The organism is Bacteroidota bacterium (assembly GCA_023957335.1).
Classification (GTDB): Bacteria; Bacteroidota; Bacteroidia; order NS11-12g; family UBA955; genus JALOAG01.
The window spans coordinates 166,709-185,433 of the sequence record JAMLHC010000002.1; the positions used below are offsets into that span (position 1 = coordinate 166,709).

Consider the following 18,725-nt stretch of genomic DNA (forward strand, 5'->3'; position numbering starts at 1 on the left):
TATGACTAAATTTATTGAATCAAGAAAGGCAAAGTTTATAGCTGTGTTTATGGCTTTTAATATGCTATTAGAAATGATAGCACCTGTTCTAGCATTTGGATTGACGGGTGGGCCAAGTCAACCTGAAGTTGACAGCTTTGAACCAGTTGGAACTACACAAATGGTGGATTTGTTTAGTGGGGATTTTAACTATAATATTCCTCTTTTTGACTTAGGAGGCTATCCTATAAACATTGCTTATCATGGAGGCATTGGAATGGAACAAGAAGCGAGTTGGGTTGGATTAGGGTGGAATATTAACCCAGGAGCAATTACAAGGTCAATGAGAGGAATACCTGATGATTTTAATGGAGATGAAATACAAAAAAGATATAAAGTACAGAATAATGTTACATTAGGTGCAGATGTTACAACAGTATTTGAAATATTTGGTTTTGATAAAAAGAAAAAAGAAATGGATCAAGATGCATTAGATACTGACACCTCTGTTACTAAAACATTAAATAAAGGCTTATTAAGTCTAAGTCTTGGGGTATATCATAATTCATATAAAGGTTATGGTATAAATTTCAATATAGGGTTAGAAATGTCAAAAGAACAAACCACCTCAAGTACCAATTACTATAAATCTCCAGATGATGGAAAAGATGTACAAGTTTTAAATACTGAAAAAGTAAAAAAAATTAGTGGAGGATTTAAATTAGGGTTTGATTCTCAAAATGGAGTGGACATTTCTGCATCACTAAGTAAGCCTAAAAAAAACAAATATATGGATGGAGAATTTGGATTAAATTTCAGCCATAACTCAATAGGCGGTTTAAAAAGTCTTCAATTTGGCGTTAGTAATCTCAATAAATTACGATCCAAAGAAAGCAATCAAAATAAATCATCAAAACGAATTGGTAATTTTGGAGTACCAATACCAATTAGTAAAAGCACTTATATCCCAAGTGCTAGTGCAAACACAACAAATTATAGTTACGCAGTAGATTTTGCTATTGGTTCGGAAACTTGGGGTGCTTTCAAATCAGGGAGAATTAATGCCTATTATAATAAAACAGAAACAAAGTTAAACGAAAGCTATAAGTCTTATGGTTTTCTTCATGAATCAGCTGCCGGAGACAATTCTCTTACAGACTTTAACAGAGAAAAAGATGGAGCTTATACACAAGAAATGAGTCACTTGCCTCTTAGTTTTTCAACTTATGACATATATAACGTTGCAGGCCAAGGAACATGGGGGATGTATAGACCTCACAGAAATAACCTTGGCAATAAGAAAGAACCTGAATTTACCTCTAAAACAGGTGGTGGAGTTGGGTTAAACTTAAGTTTAGACTTAGGTTTAGGGCAAGTTACAAAGTTTGGTGCAAAGCTTGGAATAAATAATAATTCAGGGAAGTTTACATCATGGAATAGCAAAGATAATAATGAAGCTGCAAAATTATTTAACTATAATAAAAACACCGATAATAAATTGTTCGAAGAGGTCTATTTCAAAGGTGGAGGAGAATTAACACCAAGTGATGAAAATTTTTATCAGCAATTTGGGTGGGATCAACCCGTTAAATTTAAACTAGAAATTAACAGTCTTTTTGCACCTAAAGCAGGAAATTTTGCAAAACTTCATGACAGTGTAGTGAGAAAAGATGGTGGGGTTACAAAACCATTAGCACTAAAAGCCAATGGCAGGCAAATTCGCTCGAACGTAATGACCTATTTAACAGCAAAAGAAGCTTCTACTGATGGAATTTCATTGGAATCAACAATAAAATCATATCCCCTTAATTCTTCGTGGATTACTGGCAACTCAGAAATGGCTTACAGCCAAAGCTCTCACCCTTCATTTTTTAATAGAGTTACTACTTCAAGAAAGGAGCATCATATTTCAGAAATTAAGCATTTTTCACCAGACGGGACACAGTATGTGTATGGAATTCCCGCATATAATAATCTTCAAAGGGAAAGAACATTCAGTGTGAAAAGAGCTGATATAAATGATGTAAATACAGGTTTAATTTCGTTTTCAGAAACTGATGATAGTCCAAGCAATGATCAAGGCATACAAAAAATGTATTCTTCTACTGAAATTCCACCATTTGCACATTCTTATCTCTTAACAGGTGTTCTATCTCCCGATTATATAGACCTAACTGGAGACGGTATTACAGATGATGATTTAGGGACAGCTGTGAAATTTAATTATACAAAATACACCAACTCTTACAAGTGGAGGACTCCTTATTCCCATGCTAGACTTAGTGAAGGTTTGAAATCAGACAATTATGACCAAGTAGGTTCATATGTATATGGAGAAAAAGAGTTGTGGTACGTTCATTCAATAGTATCAAAAACACATATTGCTGAATTTAAACTTTCACCAAGAAATGATGGAATTGGCACAAATGGAACATTAGGAGGGAAAGACAATGATGCAATTAGTAATAAAAACTGTCAATTAAAGTTAGATAGCATTGTTATTTACAGCAAGTTTGATCGTGTTAAAAATGGTGACAAAGCGGTTCCTGTAAAAACCATTGTTTTTGTATATGACTATTCCTTGTGTAAAGGAATTCCTAACTCAATTAATGCTGGAGAACTAGAAGAATATGAAGAGAGTGGAAAACTAACGCTTAAAGAAATCTATTTTACCTATGGTAAATCTGGTAAAGGAAAGCTTAGTCCTTATAAATTTACCTACAGCAATACAAACCCTGACTATGACTTAACAAAAGTTGACAGATGGGGAAACTATGCGGAGTCTGATGGTAAATCTTTAATGGTAGATTTTCCTTTTGTTAGACAAGATGAAAGTGGTGTAACAAATATGGATTCATTTTCATCTGCTTGGTGTTTAAATAAGGTGCAATTGCCATCTGGGGGCTTAATAAAAATAGAATATGAGAGTGATGATTATGCATATGTTCAGGACAAAAAAGCCATGCAGATGTTCAAGATAGTTGCTTGTGGAAATTCAAAAAACATAGATCCAACTACTCAGTACAAAAACACTTTATATGATGGCTCAACAGAAAATGAATATTTATTTTTTAAATTAAATAAACCAATTACAGGGGGTAATGCCAAAGAAATTATTAAACAACAATACCTAACTGATGAAAATGGCAAAATGCTCAAGGAACTTTATTTTAATTTTCATACAAACCTCTCAATGAACACTGGAGGGACAGTAAGTGGCGAAAATTACGAATATGTATCTGGATATGTTGAAATAGACCCTGAAGAATATGGTGTTTCTATTCATTCTGGTTATGGGTATATTAAAGTCACTAAAATCAGTCAAGGTGATGCTGGAATTACAAAAATAAACCCCATTACAAAAATGATTTGGCAAGATGCATTATTAGACAAACGGCATTTAGTTTTTAAAGGATCTACAACTACAGGGGACGGAGCGAGTGCAATTAGAGGATTACTCGGAACTTTCCCACAATTGTTAAATATTATAACTGGTCCATACCAATATTTAAGATGGAATAAGGTAGGTAAATATTTCAAACTTGATGATTCTTGGGTTCGATTATACAATCCTTATGAAATGAAAAAAGGAGGAGGAGCTAGAGTGAAACAGATTCTGATAAATGATAATTGGGCAAATATGGACTCTGAACAAAAGAGCACTGAATATGGTCAAAAGTTTGAATATAAACAATTGGATAATTCCTATAACAAAACTGAGTCTTCATCTGGGGTTGCTTCTTATGAGCCTTTGGTAGGAGCAGAAGAAAACCCATTTAGAGAACCTGTCAGATATGACGAAAATGTAAGAATGGGGCCAGACAAATTGTTATTTCAAAATAAACCTTTTGGAGAAACTGTTTTACCACCTGCATCTGTTGGCTATTCAAGTGTAATTGTAACCAATATTGCAAAAAATAAAACACAGGGTACTGCTACTGGATATACAGTTAACGAATTCTACACTTCAAAAGATTATCCCGTTTTTATAGAAAATACAGATTTAACATATAAAGACAATAGCAAAGGCAAGGTTGGAGATATTTTAACAGGTCTATTCTCTTACTTTAAAGCAGATTATTCTGCTGTATCACAAGGTTATGTCATTAAAATGAATGATATGCATGGTAAACCAAAGTCTGTAAAAGTATATGGAGAGATGAATAATGGTACAGACTTAATATCAGGCACAGAATACTTATACAAAGAATTAGAAAGAGGAAAATTAGCTAATACTGTTAAAGTTTTAACAACAACTGGAGCTGTGAAAGAAAGAATGTTGGGTGTTGAGATGGATATTTCATTAGATAATCGCCACTCATTTTCAAGAAGCATAAACGGGGGAATATCTTTTGATATTGATGGTGTATTCCCTATTTTATTTATACCTGTTCCATTTATTGGTGTCAGTTACTCGCAAATGAATACTGGTTTTTATTCTTCAGTAATTACTAAAGTAATACAACAATATGGCATACTAGAAAAAACGATTGCTTATGATTATGGTTCACAAGTTACAACTCACAACCATTTATGGGATGAGCAAACAGGAAATGTATTACTTACCTCGGTGACGAATGAGTTTGAGGATGATATTTACAACTTCTCATATCCTGCGCATTTTGCTTATGACAGAATGGGGCCTGCGTATAAAAATATTGATTATGTTACAGATATAGTTACAAACTCATCTGGTAAGGCAACAGTTTCTTTCAACCCATTTGTAGCAGGAGATGAATTGTATATGGTTAATAATACTAATTCTTCTGATATTAGGAAGGGATGGGTTTTAAAAACATCAACTGATATGGTTCAAGTAATTGATAGGTCTGGTGATCCTATAACAGGGAATTACAAAGTTAAAATAATTCGTTCTGGAAGAAGAAATTTAAGCGCGACTCCTGTTGGAAGTATTGCAACGATGTATAATCCTATGCCAACAGGTCCTGACACAACATTAACTTTAGACAGCAATATTATCCAATCTGCTGCAACTACTTTCAGTGATGAATGGCAGGGATACTGCGACTTGATTAGTTATAAAAAATCAATAGTAGTTTGTGATACGTATGATTTCACGTCAATGTTTTACCCTTTTTTAAGACAAAGTGTGAAAGACTATGGATTGTTTGCAAGTGGATGTGGATGTAGTTGGGATACATTAGAAATCTATTACGATGAATTGTTTGGAGATCCTCCATTTGGAAACCCATTAGTAAAGTGGTATAAACATCTAAATTACTTTAATTGGAGCCAGTATGATTCAGATGATGTACTGAAAGATTATTATAAGCAAATTTTAACAGATAACGATGTTGATACAAATCTTGTGAACTGGGACAGTACCTATCTCATGTATGGGTACATGAGTGGTTATAGGCTAGTAATTCAATTTGAAAATACAGAAAACCATATTAGTTTAAAGTTGCCAATTTGTAAGTATTTTGGAGAACATGAAAGTTCTACAGAATGCAGTGATATTATTGCAGATGCAGATTCATTGTCTGCTAAAATATACGCAGGAAATCCAGAGGGTGCTGGTTATGAGGCTTTTGACTATGTATATGTTTTTAAAGATGGAGATTCCTGCAAATATTATATGTCAGATATCTATTACAACAGTGTTTGCCAAACTATAAAATGCAATGATGCTTATTATTGTGAATATGCTTTAGGTGAAACAGTAAATCCTTTTATAAATGGAATGAGAGGAACTTGGAGACCTAAATCTTCTTATGCAATAGTTTCGGACAGAAAATACACTTACAAAGGCGATACTACAGACATTAGGCATGATGGATTAATTAAAGGATACATACCATTTTGGAAATTTGATGTAACTGGAATTTTAGATACCAATGTTCATATGCTTCAGAAGTGGGTTGAATCCAATCAAATAACCTCTTTCTCGCCTGAAGGGAATGAACTAGAAGAGAAAAATGCTCTTGGGATTTTTTCTGCTCAATTGTTTGGATACTCAAATACACTTGTAACAGCTGTCGCAGCAAATGCAAGGCATAGGCAAATTGCTTTTGAAAATTTCGAAGACTATAGTTTCCCTTATATTGGGTGTAGAAATAATGGGCATTGGGACTTTAGAAAGGATTTAGTTTTTGTTAACCAACAAGTAAATATTAGCGGTATTTATGATGTGCAAATGTCTTATTCAAATATTGACAACTACCCCGCACTTATTGGAGAAATAGAAAGTGATGCATTTATTGCAGACAGCATTAGCCATACAGGATTACATAGCATGGCTATTCGCCCAACTAAAACTCATTCAGTTACAAGACTCATTGACTTTTCAGGACTTGAAGTAGAAGAAGCAACAGATACATCATTATTTAGAATAGACAGCTACAACAAATGTATTAGTGCTTTTGCTCCAGACACAGGCTATTCCTATGTTGTTTCTGGATGGGTGCATGAAGCCTTAACAGACTTAAATAGTGTGAACACTTTTGCAAACTCAAAAATTAAAGTGGAATTACTTAATGGACTAAGCGTTGTTCAATCTTTTGACTTTACTCCAGAAGGAAGAATTATTGAAGGCTGGCAACGTATTTTCGGAACTTTTAAAATACCAGGGAATTTAGATATTGATAACATTAGAGTGACTCTTCTTAATGATGGTGAAGTTATTTCATACTTTGATGATATTAGAATCCATCCAATTAACAGTAGCATGGTTAGTTATGTATACCACCCAGTGCATTTAAAAATAATGGCAGAATTAGACGACAACAATTTTGCTACTTTATATGAGTATGACGATGAAGGTTCTTTAATCAGGATTAAAAAGGAAACGGAAAAAGGAATACTAACTATTCAAGAATCTAGAAAGTCAGTAAAAAAAATACAGTAAGAACCATGAAGAAAGTAATTATTAATTTTTGGACAGCCTTTTTACTTGTTTTTCTTGTATCAGCAGATTGGAAGGATGAAGTTAAAACAATTAGAAACAAGTATGCAAATGCAAATACTATTGAATTAGAGATGCAAATAAGCTTGAAGGATGCACAAAATAAAACATATGAGAACTTCACTTCAAAAATTGTAAAATCTGCTCAAAACTTTTACTACAAGGGAATTGACTATGAAGTTATAGCAAACCCTAATGAGAAAATAATGATTATGAAAGAAGACAAACAAATTTATGTTTTTCCAGGACCACCTGAGGAACTAGATAATGAACATGAAAAATGGCTTCTGATTTTAGATTCATTTCACCTCTATTCAGAGACAGATATTGAATACACTTCTGGAGAAAGTGGAATTAAAACAATTTCATTTACACCAGTTAAAAGCAAGTATTCAAAAATGCAAATAGAATATTCTGTAGCCCTTTCTGAAATTAATAAAGTTAGAATGTTTTTGAAACAAACGATAGAAGATAAAAAAAGCAGAAACCTTGAAAATCCTTTTGTAGAAATTGAATACAAAAAACAGAAGTTAAATCAAAGGGTTTCTACTAGCTTGTTTATGGTGAGTAAATATGTAACAAAAAAAGGTGATACATATCAATTAACTGAGAATTATAAAACCTATAATCTTTATGTACACCCCAAAAGAACTGAAATTAAAAACTAACCCCCTTTTATAATCCACACTTAAAAATTTGCTTATGAAAAAGATGAATTACCCCGCTATTTTTCGCATGTTAGCATTGTTTTTTCTGTCATGTATTATGCAACAGACCTTTGCTCAAAATGAAGTTTCAATCTATAGTGAGATAAACTATGGGGAAGAAATTACAGACCTGAGCAATCCCTATTTTTGCAGGAATGTAGTAGATGACAAATATGTCCAAATCAGTACTGGCACAAGCTGGTCTTTAGACTACAAACACATTTGGGTAAAAAACAGGGCTATCTTAGGGGTAAGAGATAGCTTGTCTAGTGTGGATGCTTGGCATTATGCTTTTGATTTAGAAGTGGTGGGGTTTGATACTGATGATGATAGCACAATAAATTATGTGACATTGGATATTAGCTACGATCCAGCTAGTACACATGCATATAAAGATAAGCACATGTTCGAGATTGAGGGGTATCATAAATTTGGAGTTAGAATTATTGCAATAAGAGACAGTTTGGATAATGGAGACCCAGTAACTCTAATAGATTTGAAAAGGAACTTTTTTATTGAGTCTGAAATAGAAACTTATAGGTATTTTAAAGCAGATTACTCAACTCCTGTTACATCGCTTACACATGGAATAGTTAATAATGTAATAACAATTAGTTGGACTTTAACAGGCGAAAGCAACCCTAACCAATATGAGCTTGAATGGACATTCGTAGACACTTGTGGAAGAGAAGAGTCTGAAATTGAATATGATTTTAAATACAATAGTAGTAGGGTTCTACTAAGTGAAAAAAACTATAGTTTTAGTATGGTCTATGATGGTGGAGTCTTACTATACAGAGTAAGAAGGGTTAGACCTGATTCAGTAGAATTTAAGCATTATAAATACAGTCAGTGGTATCCCAACAAGCCCGACCACGGTATTTTAACAGATTGGGGTGGTTCTAACAAAGTGTATATGGACATTCATACTAATGGTTCCAAAAACTGGCAATTCAGTATGAGTTTTGCAGAAGAGGGATTACAAAAAGAAGTTGTAAACTATTTTGACGGAAGTCTAAAACGTAGACAAGGTGCAACCTATTTAAATAGTGAAAACTTGGTTCTGATAGATGAAAGTATTTATGATTATCATGGAAGAGAAGCTATAACAGTTTTACCAGCCCCAGGAGACAGTTCGTATTTGTCTTTTCATCCGAGATTCAATGTTAATGAAACGGGAAATCCCTATGGGTCATCGGATTTTGATTCAATAATTACAACAGGAGGAATCTGCGAAAGAATTGCGCCACCTATGGGAACCCAAAGCGGAGCATCCAGATATTACTCTCCTGATAATGAAGATACAACAGGGAAAAATAGATTTATTCCGAATGCATTCGGGTATCCTTTTGCTCATACCGAATATATGCAAGATGGAACTGGCAGAATTCGCAGACAAGGTGGAGTGGGTATAAGCCACCAGTTGGGAAGTAATCATGAAACTCGCTATTACTATGGTAAACCTGACCAAGAATTATTGGATAGGTTGTTTGGAAGTGAAGCAGGTTATAATAAACATTATAAAAGGAATGTAGTGCAAGATCCAAATGGACAAATGAGTATTTCACTTATTGACCAACATGGTAGGGTTATAGCCACCTCCTTGGCGGGCGGAGTTCCTGGTCTTGTTGATACTGTGGGGAGTTTTGAAAATGTTCGAGAAAAGGTTATTCATCTTACAGGGGATAATAAAATCTTAGACAATAAAAGCATTGTGCTCTCCTACCCTTTTACTGTTGTTTCTGAAGGTATTCATAAGTTTTTATATAATGTTGAAACACCTGGGTTCGTATTTGGTTGTTTAGGATTAGACACCTGTTTTGGTTGTGTTTATGATTTAAGTTTTACAATAACTGACGAATGTAATACTCCTGTAGTTTCCTTTACAAAGAAAATTGGAACATTGGATGAGTTATGCAATTTTGAGTTTGATTTAAGTTTACAAGATTTAATTGTTGCCGAAGCATATGATGAATTATATGACGAAGAATTTGAACTTATAAATGGAGATTCAATTCAATTTTATTTGAATATAGGAAGTTATAAGTTGCAAAAAACACTTACTGTAAATACTGACAGTGTACAATACATGTTTGAAGAATGGATGTCTAGAGATACGTGTGTTAAAACTCGTGAAGATTTCTACACACAATACTATAATGAAATAGATTTTAGTGGTTGTTGTGATACCTGTGAGCAAGAAATGGATTTTTGTGAGTCTTTTCGTATGGGTATGGAGCAAGACCTGATGCCAGGTGGACAATATTTTACTTATAGTGAAACCGAAGATGGAGTATTGTCATTGCCTGACTCAACATCAATTTTATATTTAAATTTAGATCGAGCAGTTCGCTATTATGCATTACTTCCTACTGGAAGTTTTAAAAATGCAAATGGTGTTGCAGATACTGTTGATATTAATGGAAATCGGTATCTTCCGCAACAAATTGATTTTGACGATTTTATAAAACACTGGAAGCCTTCTTGGACAGATGCACTAATTGAACTACACCCAGAATATTGCAATTATAAATTTTGTGTTGATTCATTATCTGCTGTCAATGCATATGAAGAATTGATGTATAAAACTAATAGCTATGATTCTGCTGTTGCAAGAGGCTTGCTTAATCCACTTGATAATAGAGCAAACTACGGGTATGCCAACTTGGACCCTTTATATTTCAATGGTTCTTCAATTAATGCAAGAGGAACTGCCATGCGTGATTCTATGTGGGAGTTCCCTGTGGACGGTGCTGTGTTTCCTATTGTAGGCGTTCAGGGAGATGACTATAGCATTGATATTTGGACTTTATCAGCTTCATTAGCTTATTGTTCTCCTTTTGAAGATGACCCTTATCAAATGGGAGCATGTATGCTGGCTTGGAGAGACACAACAGTTAAGAATGATTTGTTTAACAATAGAGAGTTTAGAGATTTATATTGGCAAAAATTCAGAGGATTATATCTAAGTAAGCGAAGGATAGACCTTGAAAACAAGATGCTAAATGACAAAGGCGAGTATTACAATGAAACGTATAAAAACTGTATCACAGGTGTTGGCTTATATGGAGATTACGTTAATAAAGTACCTCGTTTTCCAATGAACAGTTATGTTAATAAAATGAAGCCTGTTGCTGCAACAGAAACTGGAATGAATAATTTGAGGACTGAAATTTTAGACTCTATGAAAAAACATCAGGGTTGTGAAGGTTATTTGCCTATGTGGGAAGAACAATTGTCTAACTGCCCTGGTATTTCTCCTTTAATTATGGATACTCTTCTTGGAGACTTGTTGCGAATTTGTAAAGGTGCGTCAATAGGCGACCCAGACAGACCTCAATTCTTAGGAGGAAAAAAGTCGCAAGGAATCTATTTTGAAGTTGGAGGACCAAACACTTTTGAAGAAGTGATGATAGAACATTTAGGCTCTGAATATAAGAGTGCATATTGTAATTTGGATTTGTTGGGATTGCCTATGGATAGCGGACATAACTACCTTGAAGATAAAAGCTTTGGCAAAATATCTGATTGTCAGTGCAGGCAATTGGAAGAAGAAAAGGATTCGTTTTTTACTTGTGAATCTGAGTATATCTGGGATGAACAGCTGGCAAATACACTATTAAGTTTTTTTCAAGATTTAGCATATGACAGTTTACTAAGGACTAATGCTGCATCACATTCTTCTCCGATTACATTAAATACATCCTTAACAACACAAACCAGCTTTACTGATTTATTTGGTACTACTATGGGATTTGTTCTAAACGATGTAAAATACAGTACTTCTGGAAGCCCATTACCATCTAATGAACTTGCATTACACATTCCTGAAGTGCCGAAGAATACAGAAAACAACAACGGTTTTAAATGCAACTTTAGACTGTTTTTAAAAGGCGGGGCAGTTTTTGGAACAAACCCAATTTCACAAATTGATAGTATAAGACCGTCATTAGATGGGCATGACTTTGATTTATATGTTCAGTTTATGGGAGTTAGCAGAAGAGTGGGAGTAAATAGCACTTGTTTTAAACCGAGTGTACTTTGCAATAAAAACTCTGATTTAATCAAGGCAGCATTTCTTAGATATTTTAACAGAAAATATAATAGCAATCTTAATATAGAAGATTATGAATATTACAATTCAGTATGTAGTGGACCAGGGCCAGATAGCGATTGCTCTCCTGGGCCAACATTAAAAGACTTGGAAATGATTGCTATGTTAAATGAAAAAATTCCTTCACTAGGTCTTACTTCAGGTTCTGCAGATTATAAATGTTCAACAAATGAAACAGATTATTTAGTTAGCTTAAGTTCGTATCGTGCATCTTTTTTTGATGAATATCATAAATATCACAATTTTTGGTGGGAATCTCCAATATTAGATATTGATGATGCTCCAATTAATAACACTTATGACGACCCATGGTTTGCTGGCAAAGGTTATATTGGAGCGATATGCTATCCTGAATTTGATACAATAATTCATTGTGAAATTACATTTGGTGATCCTTTTGGTGAGCTAGCAAGCGTTGGAGGATTTACGGGAATCACTTCTTTTACAGGAATAGAATATGACTATAAACTAGGTCAATATTTAGTAACCGCAACAAATGGAGGAAGTTCCGCAAGACTTACTTATAACTCTTGTTATTCAGGCTGTAAAACCCCACCTTTATCAACTTTGCATCCAATAGAAGGATTAGGAGAAACAACAGCTTCTTATTCATATAAAGAACAACAATTATATGCTCTTTATTCTTTCTTAAACAAGATGGCTGAAAATGATTCGTTAGCAAAACCCCAAATTTATGAAATACCACCAATTACAATAAAAACTAAACGACCTTTTAACCCATTACGGATTCCTGGAATATACAATGATGAACCTCCTCATGATGAAGTTGAAGACGGTTGGTTTATAGAACAACCCCTATATGCTCCAATAATAGTAGCGAGTGGAGGATCGGAGTATCGTGCTGAAGCAGGACATGGAACAGGGTTTGTTGATAGTATGCTTATTGCCTATATTGGTGAAGACTTGAATGATGACACAAAACCTCGTTGCCAATGGAATTTACGTAAAACGGGTAATGGTAATAATTACATGTACTTTTCTGAAATTGAGTTTTTCTATGATTTGAAACCTGATAATGAAATGATGAAAAAACTCATTATGGCAGGGAATGTTAAGGAAGCAGGTTATCATTTTATTATCAAAGCAGGAAAAGAAGTTGGAGTAGGTGATACCACTTGGATAGAATTAAGGGGTTGGAATACTTGTATGCCTTTGTTTGATTTGGAAGCAAGAGATTTTGTTGGAATGATGGTGCAGGCTTTGCCTAGCGGATTTGGAAACGGATGTGAGTGTTTGACTTGTCCTCAGGTTCAGGAACATGTTGATTCCCTTTTTAAAGAATATCCTGATTTGCAATATAATCATCCAAATTATGCTAGTGTGTTGACTACATTCTTGAATAAACACTTGAATACAAATCTGAGTTTTGCTGAATACCAAACTTTTATGGAGGGTTGTGGGATGTTTAGTAGAATTGATTTACGTTCTAGTACTTGTGATTACAGAATTAGTGTTGCTTCTGGGTCGGATTGTGTAGCGCATTTGGACACTCAGTTACGGCATTTGTATGTTCAAACTTCTGAAGCATTGATGTATAGCAAAACAAAGGTGAGTGCAGACAGTATTGTCTATTGCATTGACTTGAGTATGTTTGATGCTACAGGAAGGTTGTGGGCTGCCGATACATTGGAAATGATTTTAGCAGAAACAGGAAATTGCAGTGGAGCAAATAATCAGGAGGATTTTGTGGGTACTTTTAGTAGGTTGTTAATCTTGACACAAACTGAACCAGCCTGCGATGGTAGAACACTGTCGGAAGTAGTGACTAACCAATCCTATAGTGACAGTATTTCAATAACTTCGTATTATAGTCTAGAATGGCTTAATTATTTGAATGATAAAGATACTGGATATTATTACCAGTGGAATCATGCAGAGTTGAGTTTTGCTAAGAGAGCTGATTTTGCGGATACTCTACAAGTGTGGGCATTGGCTTGTGATGATGTGCAGGAATTAGTGTTTCCTTTCCACAAGAGTGGTTATGCAGAAGGGTTTGCAGAATATGGAATTTGTAGAATTGTGGAAGAAGATACTTTCTGTAATGACTGTGAAGAGATAAGGCATGAATTAATAAAGTACCAATATGCTTTAGGAACACCATCGAATGAAAGCCCATTAAGGTATTGGACAAGTAAAGATATACGAAAAGTTTTAAAGGATAGCTTGAATGCTGACTATAGGGTTGTATTTGAGAATGATGGTTGTCAAAATTGCCCTGATAAGAAGTTGTTTGTTTGTGAGCAATTGAGCGAGGGTGGAAATGCTTTTGCAACACTTCTAAATAACTTATTAGCAGATGGGAATCTTTTTGAAAATCATGACTTGACATCAGATACGGCATTGTTGCGAAAGATGAATTTTACTGGAGCATTTAATAGTCCACAATTACTGTTTAGTTCTAATATGTCTATTGATACTATTGGAGAATCTCCTGGGTGGGTTTTTGATACATTAGCTAGTTTATGGAATCTACAAATTAAGTTTAACCAAAAAACCACTTTGAAGTTTAGTATTGTACTTGAAGGAGATGGAACTAGTTTTAGTGATATTAAAAGAATATTAAGTCTTAAACCTAAGGCAAATAACGGTGAAGTATATAGTTTTGAGCTGGTATTATTAACAGAAAACGATGTTTTAAATGCCATTGGAGAAAGCAATGGTTTGGTGATGAGCAATTGTTGTGAATATAGAGAGTTGTTGTTGTGCCCAAAAACTATGAGCAGAGAAGGTTTGTACCCTGTTGCTAAACCTTGCAAAGCTGATGAAATTGCCAATGCTTGGGAACAGTCTGGAATTATGTACTTACAATATAAAGATTCCTTGCGCAGAGATTTTAAGAATAAGTATGTGGAACACTGTCTGAACAATGCTAGTGAAAATGCATTGATGAAATACCGTGAACAACAGTATCATTATACTCTCTATCATTATGATTTGGCGGGCAACCTTATTAAAACTGTACCTCCAGGGGGTGTTGAATATTTGGATATGAATGCATTGAGAACGGATAGTATTGCAGATGCCAGAGATGATTATGATAAGGATTTGCATGTTTTCACTAAACACGGATTGGCAAGTTTGTATGAGTACAACAGTTTGAACCAACCTGTGTGGCAAGCCACTCCTGATGGGGGTGTAAGTAAGTTTTGGTATGACCGTTTGGGCAGGTTGGTGGTGAGCCAAAATGCAAAGCAGAAGCTGTTAGGCGATGTGTATAGCTATACTGTGTATGACAGTCTAGGCAGAATTAGAGAGGTGGGTGAAATAACGGGAGATGCGATAAATGAAGTGAGTTTGCGAGCGGAAGACGGATATGAGGAGTATTATATGGGGTGGGTTGATGCAGGCTTAAAAACCCAGATTACGCGCACTTGGTATGATGCACCCATGAGCGAAGATATTGATGATGCGTTTGGAGTGGCAGGACAACAGTATTTGAGAAATAGGGTGAGCAGTACAGCTTATTTTGAATATGCTCCTACAGGTGAATGGGAAACTGAGTTTACTCGCGCTACTCACTACAGCTATGATATTCATGGAAATGTGCATACATTAATTCAGGATTTGCCAGAGTTGGCAAGTGTGGGTCATAGGTTTAAGTATGTGAGGTATGACTATGATTTGGTAAGTGGGAATGTGAAGCGAGTGAGGTATCAAGAGAATGCAGGCGATGCTTTTTACCACCGCTATGAATATGATGCAGACAATCGTCTTGTGTTGACAGAAACGAGTTTGGATGAACGTATTTGGGATAGGGATGCAGAGTATGAGTACTATTTGCATGGACCATTAGCGAGGGTGTTGATTGGAGAAAAAATGGTTCAAGGGGTGGATTATGCTTATTCGCTACATGGTTGGTTGAAAGGTGTGAACTCTGTGAGTTTGAATGCGAATAGGGATATGGGAAGAGATGGTGTAAGTGGAGGAAGAAGGTATGTTGCACGGGATGCGTTTGGCTTTGCGTTGAACTATTACTATGATGCAAATAGTGAGGCAGACTATGAAGCAATTGCACCAGGTGCGAACTGGAATGGAGGAAGGTTGGAAACACAACTGACAAGCGGAGCTAACCAACTTTTTAATGGAAACATAAACAGTATGGTTACAAGTGTTACTCCATTTATGGAAGGTGGACCGATGGCAACGGTGTATAGGTACGATCAGTTGAACAGGATTAAGGGGATGAAAACCTACAGGAATTTTAATCAAAGTACGAATGTGTGGAACAGTGGAGGGACGAGCAATTTCTTTGCTACAAACTATAGTTATGATGCAAATGGAAATATACTTTCTTTGAACAGGAACAGTGGTGATGGAAGCAAACTGGGAATGGATGCGTTGACGTATCATTACAAGGCAGGAACAAATCAGTTGGAGTATGTGGACGATGCGGTGACTGCGGGAGAACATGAGAATGATGTGGATGATCAGGAAGAAGATAATTATGTGTATGATGCAATTGGAAACTTGGTGCAAGATGTGGCAGAAGGGATTGAAGCAATTGAGTGGAATGTGTATGGAAAAGTGCGGAGAATAGTAAGAAGTTCTTCAGCAGTTGACAAACCCGACTTGGAATTTAGGTATGACGCGGGAGGTCAACGAGTGGTTAAGATAGTGAAAGATGGAGCCAACGAGATTGACTGGAAGTATCAGTACTATGTGCGAGATGCGCAAGGGAATGTGATGGCTACTTATGACAAGAAAAGTGTGGTAAGCGGTGATACAAGTGTGTATAGGAAGATTAATGAATGGCTAATAACTAATGAGGGAGGAACTGCATTTGGCGAGTTTGTGGATGGGGAGTTGAAGGGCGGACAATTTGACGGGGCATTGATTGAAGCTATAGTAGAATGGAGTGAAACGGAGAATGTTCTTAGTGGCTATGATGCGTCAGACTTTTGGGGTTGGGATGCAAATATGGCATCTCTTATTATGCAGCAGATTGTTTCGTATGCAAGCCCTCCAACCGAATACGAAGAAGTGTTTGACCTTGTGTGGAACGGTGGTCTGTTCCTTTCGGTAAACGCTGCCATTGTAAACAGTTGCGGAGTGAGCACTCAGAATATGCTGCAAAACCTGCTTATGTCTGACATGTTGAACAACCATTTGCTAATGGGCTTATATACCCAAAGCGCAGGTACGTTTATAGCCATGTACAGCTCAATGGGGGGATTGCCTCCTTACAACGCTCCGGGAATGATAAACTGGATGTGGATGAACTCCACCAACATAGGGATTGCCACAGAGATACTGAATTTTTACAGCCCAACGCAAATACAAACGGCTTTGGACGGAATGCCTTATGTGGTGATGAAGGATTTTGCGATAAACAATTTCAGCGATTTTGTGAATACAATAAATCTGTGTATGATTGCTCTTCCGGGTAATTTCTGGAGTGGGTTCAGCAACCAGGGCATGCTGCGGGATATTATTATGAATCACAGTGCGGCAGAGTACCTGCTTGCGCTGGCAATGAGCAACGACCCTGACTTTGTGAAAAATGTGGCGGAGAATTACAGCTACCTTGTGGCGGAGGCGGTGCGCAAGCTGGACGGCATGAGCGTGGACGCCTACCTTGCCTTGGTGAGAAACCACTACGGAGACGGAGTGCTGGCGGATTTGCTTGCCGCTTTGAGCGAAGACCTTATCTTTACGCAAAAGTTTGTGCTGGATGAGCACCACCTGTACGGCAGTAGCCGTTTGGGCGTGAAAACCCACAGGAGGGTGCTGCTGCGCAAGGAGTTTAGTATTAGTGGATTTGAGGAAGATGGCACTTATATTACGGATGAGGTGACAGATTCGCTTGTTTATGTGGCTTCGAGTGAATACTTTTGTAGGGTGTTGGCACAAAAGCAATATGAGTTGAGTAATCATTTGGGCAATGTTCTTGCAACAGTGCTTGACCGTAGAACAGGTGTTTTTGATGAGGGAGCTGATACGCTGATGTATTATGTGGCGGATGTTGTGAGTGCTACTTTGTATTATCCGTTTGGGCAAGCAATGTTGAGTTATTCTAATATTGAATTTGCTTTTACATACGGGTTTAATGGGAAAGAGAAAGATGAAGAAGGAATGGGCGGTGGTGGTGCGACATATGATTACGGATTTAGAATTTACAATCCTCAAATTGCACGGTTTTTAAGTGTTGACCCACTCAGTTCCTCATTTCCTTGGTACACTCCTTACCAATTTGCTGGAAACATGCCAATAATCGCTATTGATTTAGATGGTTTAGAAGAATTTGTAATTATTAGATGGTGGGAAAACGGAAAGTACAAGGGCACAACAGTGACATATTTGCCTAACAAAGGGAGTGTGAGATTTTATAGGAACAATCCTCAATATGTTAACCATACAATGTATTTAGATATGGAATACAGTGAAAGGCAATATAATTTAATGCATGGCGGAAAAATATTTAAAACAATGAAGGTCGGAGATAAAATTTTGATTAGTGCTCTTTCAGACGAAGCGAGATCTATAATATACAATACAGATAATAACCAGACAAAACCCAAAGAAGGTTCAATATTGACCCCAACACCTGTTAATGAAAAAGAGAGAATTAAAGCAAATCAACAAAAAGCTGCATTTAGCCCTGAGAATAATAGGTGGGGTGGAAGCGAGATAACTCCAAAAGTCACTAATTTACATTATAATACTGACAATAGTGACCCACTTGTTCTATCGCAGAGTGTTATTGACGGGTTTGCTGCTGCGCTTCTAATTAATCCAGATTATGTAATTAGAATTACTGGGCATACAGACAATGTTGGCACTGATCAATATAATAGAGATCTAGGATTAAGAAGAGCAGAAGAAACTAGAGATTATTTAATATCAAAAGGAATATCCCCTGATAGAATTGTAGTTGAAACACAGGGTGAGTCAAATCCTATAAGTTCAAATGAGACTAGTGAAGGCAGAGCTCAAAACAGAAGAGTAGAAATTAGTATAGAACCCCAAAGATTAAATTAAT

The 18,725-nt window shown here is 36.0% G+C and carries 3 protein-coding genes; all 3 read left to right on the forward strand.

Going from position 1 to position 18,725, the window contains the following annotated elements:
* Position 1: 1 nt before the first annotated feature.
* The 3 genes from M9892_04120 to M9892_04130 are packed head-to-tail and all read left to right on the forward strand — an operon-like array spanning position 2 to position 18,724.
* Positions 2–6,847: a hypothetical protein gene (locus M9892_04120; GenBank protein ID MCO5253536.1), complete on the forward strand. Its 6,846-nt coding sequence runs from the start codon at positions 2–4 to the stop codon at positions 6,845–6,847.
* A gap of 5 nt (positions 6,848–6,852) precedes the next feature.
* Positions 6,853–7,572, forward strand: a complete 720-nt coding sequence (locus M9892_04125; GenBank protein ID MCO5253537.1) for a hypothetical protein — start codon at positions 6,853–6,855, stop codon at positions 7,570–7,572.
* Between the two features lie 34 nt (positions 7,573–7,606).
* Positions 7,607–18,724, forward strand: coding sequence for an OmpA family protein (locus tag M9892_04130; protein ID MCO5253538.1), 11,118 nt, complete (start codon positions 7,607–7,609; stop codon positions 18,722–18,724).
* Position 18,725 lies beyond the last annotated feature (1 nt).